Source organism: Pigmentiphaga sp. (genome assembly GCF_019689535.1).
Lineage (GTDB): Bacteria > Pseudomonadota > Gammaproteobacteria > Burkholderiales > Burkholderiaceae_B > Pigmentiphaga.
In genome coordinates, this window is sequence record NZ_JADGHH010000270.1 from 1 (window position 1) to 3,735 (window position 3,735).

General features: G+C 65.9%; 4 protein-coding genes. All 4 read right to left on the reverse strand.

The features are described 5' to 3' along the window. Positions 1–55 precede the first annotated feature (55 nt). Positions 56–1,447, reverse strand: coding sequence for an APC family permease (locus IRZ12_RS16445; RefSeq protein WP_296470793.1), 1,392 nt, complete (start codon positions 1,445–1,447; stop codon positions 56–58). Between the two features lie 94 nt (positions 1,448–1,541). Beyond that, a complete protein-coding gene (locus IRZ12_RS16450; protein ID WP_296470797.1) occupies positions 1,542–2,537 on the reverse strand; it encodes a tripartite tricarboxylate transporter substrate-binding protein in 996 nt (331 codons plus the stop codon). Positions 2,538–2,576: 39 nt separating this feature from the next. Further along, positions 2,577–3,542, reverse strand: a complete 966-nt coding sequence (locus IRZ12_RS16455; protein WP_296470799.1) for a D-2-hydroxyacid dehydrogenase — start codon at positions 3,540–3,542, stop codon at positions 2,577–2,579. A gap of 21 nt (positions 3,543–3,563) precedes the next feature. Continuing rightward, positions 3,564–3,722, reverse strand: a complete 159-nt coding sequence (locus IRZ12_RS17610; protein WP_367181601.1) for an enolase C-terminal domain-like protein — start codon at positions 3,720–3,722, stop codon at positions 3,564–3,566. Positions 3,723–3,735: the final 13 nt, after the last annotated feature.

Sequence of the window (3,735 nt, forward strand, 5' to 3'; positions counted from 1 at the left end):
CCGCTGCAAGTGCGCTCGCAAGGCCGCCACTGAGCCGGAACGGCAGGCGCTGCACCTAACGCAATCGCTCGGGATCCAGGTGCGCAGGCGCCTTCCGATGCACGAGCAGATTCAGGCCCCACATCAAGACGCCGAGCACGAGCAGCCAACCGGCCACTTCGTATTGAATGGTGTCGCGACCGGTGAAGGGCGTGACCATGAAGAGGCACACTAAGGCGCCCAACGCGGCAACCGGGGCCGAGGTGCGGAAATGCGCATGCTCGACGCGGTCGCGCCGGAGCACCAGCACGGCCACGTTGACGAACGCGAACACCGCGAGCAATAACAGCGCGGTCGTGCCGCCCAGCGCGCGGATGGCCTCCGAGTCGCTGGCTGCGGTGACGAGCACGATCAAGCCGATCGCGAGCACCGTGGTGAAGACAATAGCAGACCACGGGGTTTGGGTGCGCTCGTGTACGTGCGAGAGAAAGCCCGGCAGCACGCCTTGGCGCGACATGCCATACAGCAGGCGGCTGGCCATCATCATGTTGATCAGCGCCGAGTTCGCCACCGCAAACATGGAGATGATGGGCATGATGGTTTCGGTGGGTAATCCGGGGGCCGCCCGCTTGACGACGAGTACCAAGGGCGTAGAGCTCGAGGCCAGCTCGCCCACCGGAATCAGGGCGACCGCGCAGATGGAGACCAACACGTAGATGGCGGCCGTGAAGCCCAACCCGGTCAGCAGCACTTTGGGGAAGATGCGGTGGGGATCGTGGGTCTCCTCAGCCATGTTGACCGAATCCTCGAAGCCCACCATGGCGTAAAACGCCAGCGCTGTGGCAGAGGTGATGGCGAGAAACACGCTCTTGTCCTCGGGGGTTTCGAACGCCACGACGCGCGAGAAATCGGCACCACCCCGGCTCATGGCGTAGAAACCGAGCAGGATGACGAGCACGAGGCCGCCCAGCTCCACCAGGGTCAGCACGACGTTCGTCTTCACGCTCTCGGAGACGCCCCGCAGGTTGACCAGCATGACCAACAGCATGAAGCCGACGGCGCCCAGCGTGACCCAAAGCGGGTTAGCCTCGACGTGGAACGCCGCGAACAAATTGGCGGCAAAGGCTTGCGACGCAGTCGAGGCCGAGGTCAGGCCGGAGCACATGACCGTGAAGCACACGAGGAAGGTAAGAAAGTGCAGGCCGAATGCCTTGTGGACGTAGAGGGCCGCGCCGGCGGCACGCGGATACTTCGTCACGAGCTCGAGGTAGGAGAACGCCGTCAGCAGCGCGATGAAGAAGGCAGCCAGGAACGGCGCCCATGCGGCGCCGCCCACTTCTCCCGCAACCTGCCCGGTCAGCGCATAAACGCCCGTTCCGAGAATGTCCCCCACTATGAACAGCAACAGCAACTTCGGCCCCATCACCCGCTTCAGCGGGGTATCGCCCGAGTCTGGCCTGTCGGTCATCGCCGGCCTCTTCTTATCTATGCAGGTCCTCCGATTCTAAAAGGCGCCGCCGCCCGCGGCGCACCGGCGATGCAACCGAATGTCTCTTCCCCGCTCATTCTTGCGCGACGAATCCAACCTCTTTGATGATGCGCTGGTACTTCTCCCAGCCCGCCCGGACTTCCCTGGCAAACTCGTCGGGAGGCACGGAATCCGGCGGCGAACCCAGCTTCATCATGGCCTCCGAGACGTTCTGCGAGAACACGGCGTCCTTGACCAAGGCGTTAAGGCGCGCCACCTGTTCTTTCGCCATGCCCGCCGGACCGAGGAAGCCGCTCCAATCCTGGAACACCACGTCGGCGTACCCTGCCTCGGCCATGGTGGGCACATCCGACATGGCGGGCGAGCGCTTGCTCCCCGTCGTGGCGAGCACACGCAGCTTGCCCTCTCCGCGTTGGGGCGCGGCCTCGGAAAGGGGGGCGACCACGGCGGCGATGTGTCCTCCCAGGCAATCGACGAGCGCCGGGGCGCCACCTTTGTAGCTGATCAGCCGCAGCGGGACCTGTGCCGACTTGGCGAACTGGGCACCGGCGAAATGTTGCGTGGACCCTGGCGGGGCGCCGAAGGTGCTTTGCTCGGGGTTGGCCCGGGCCCAAGCCACGTAATCCTGCAGGGTCTTGACGCTCTGCGGCACGGCTGGGCCGACCGCGAACGCCACCACGCCGCGATGGGTCAGGGCAATAGGCGTGAAATCCCGCAGCGTGTCGTAGGGCATGTTCTTGTACACGTGCGGATAGATGACCATCGGGAACGCGGGCGTGAACAGCACCGTGCTTCCGTCTGCGGGACGCCCTTTCACGTATTCGGCGCCGATGCGGCCGCCGGCGCCCGGCTTGTTTTCGACGATCACGGTCTCGGCATAGGCGCCCCGCAGTTTCTCGGCAATCAGGCGCGCAATGACGTCCGTCCCGCCTCCTGCGGGGAATCCCACCACGACGCTCAGCTGCTTGACCGCCGGCGCGCCTTGCGCGGCGGCGAACCGTGAATGGAAAAGCGCCGGAAGCGCGGACGCTGCCGCGAGCGTTCCGATGAAGTCTCGACGAGTTGGCATGCGTATCTCCTCTTTGGTGTCATGGGGCCGATCTTTCTGTCAGCTCGATACTCGGTGCAGCAATTCCTCGCCCGCCATGAAGCGCCTCGCGTTCTCGGCGAGCCCTTCGGCCATGCGCTCCAGGCCGCGCGGGCTACCAGCGCCCGCATAGTGGGGCGTCAACAGCAGGTTGGGCGCTTTCCATAGCGGATCGGAATCCGGGAGCGGCTCGGGGTCTGTCACGTCCAGCCCGGCGCCGCCGAGTTGTCCGGATGCCAGTGCGTCGCAGAGCGCAGCTTGGTCGATCACCCCGCCGCGCGCAATGTTGACCAGCAACGCCCCCCGCTTGCACTGCGCGAACTCCGCCCGCCCGAGCAAATGGCGCGTCTGGGGCGTGAGCGCAATGCTCGTGACGATGACGTCCGCCCGCGCCAACGCCTCATGCAGGCGCTCCATGGGCAATGCCTCGTGCACCCATTCATCGCGCTGCGCGGCGCGTGACACGGTAAGCACGTGCATGTCGAAAGCCCGCGCCCGGCGGGCAATCTGCCGACCGACGTAGCCGTAGCCGACGATGGCCAACGTGGCGCCTTCGAGCGACGATGCACTGCGCGCCATGCTGCGGTCCCACGTGCCGCGGGCCCGCGCCTCGACGGCATCGGGCAGGCGCCGGCACAAGGCGAGCATCAGGGCCAGGGCATGCTCGGCCACCGCCACGGCGTTGGCACCGGCTGCACACGTCACGGCAATGTGGCGCGGCAGGCCAGCCTGTTCCAGTTTTTCGCGGCCGGCCGTCAGGACGTGCATCCAGCGCACCTTGCTGGTTGGGGCCTCCAGGGCTTGCACCAGCTGCCGCGCCTGGTCGAGCGGGGGGTCGTATAGCGCCAGGGCATCGGCGCTCGGCAGGCGCGCCAGGACGTCATCGAGGCTTTCGACCGTCACCAACTCGAGTCCTTCGACCGCGCCCAGCCGTTCCAGGATTTGCGTGCGGCCGATCTTCGCATTGGCCCAGTAAAGAAGACGCATGAAAAACACTCCGAGATTGAATCAATTTGGGGCGGGAGGGTGCGCGCGCAGGGCTTCTTCGTCTATGTCCGATCCCCACCCGGGCCGGTCCGGAACGCATACGCATCCATCTTCGAGGCGCACTGGGTGGGTCAGGAACTCGCGGGTCCACGGCGCTTCGTCGTACCGCAGCTCCATGATGCGGACATTGGGC

Bases quoted from the DNA above. Each gene is read 5' to 3' on its own strand.
- IRZ12_RS16445 (WP_296470793.1), bottom strand. From the start codon at position 1,447: ATGACCGACAGGCCAGACTCGGGCGATACCCCGCTGAAGCGGGTGATG.
- IRZ12_RS16455 (WP_296470799.1), bottom strand. From the start codon at position 3,542: ATGCGTCTTCTTTACTGGGCCAATGCGAAGATCGGCCGCACGCAAATC.
- IRZ12_RS16450 (WP_296470797.1), bottom strand. From the start codon at position 2,537: ATGCCAACTCGTCGAGACTTCATCGGAACGCTCGCGGCAGCGTCCGCG.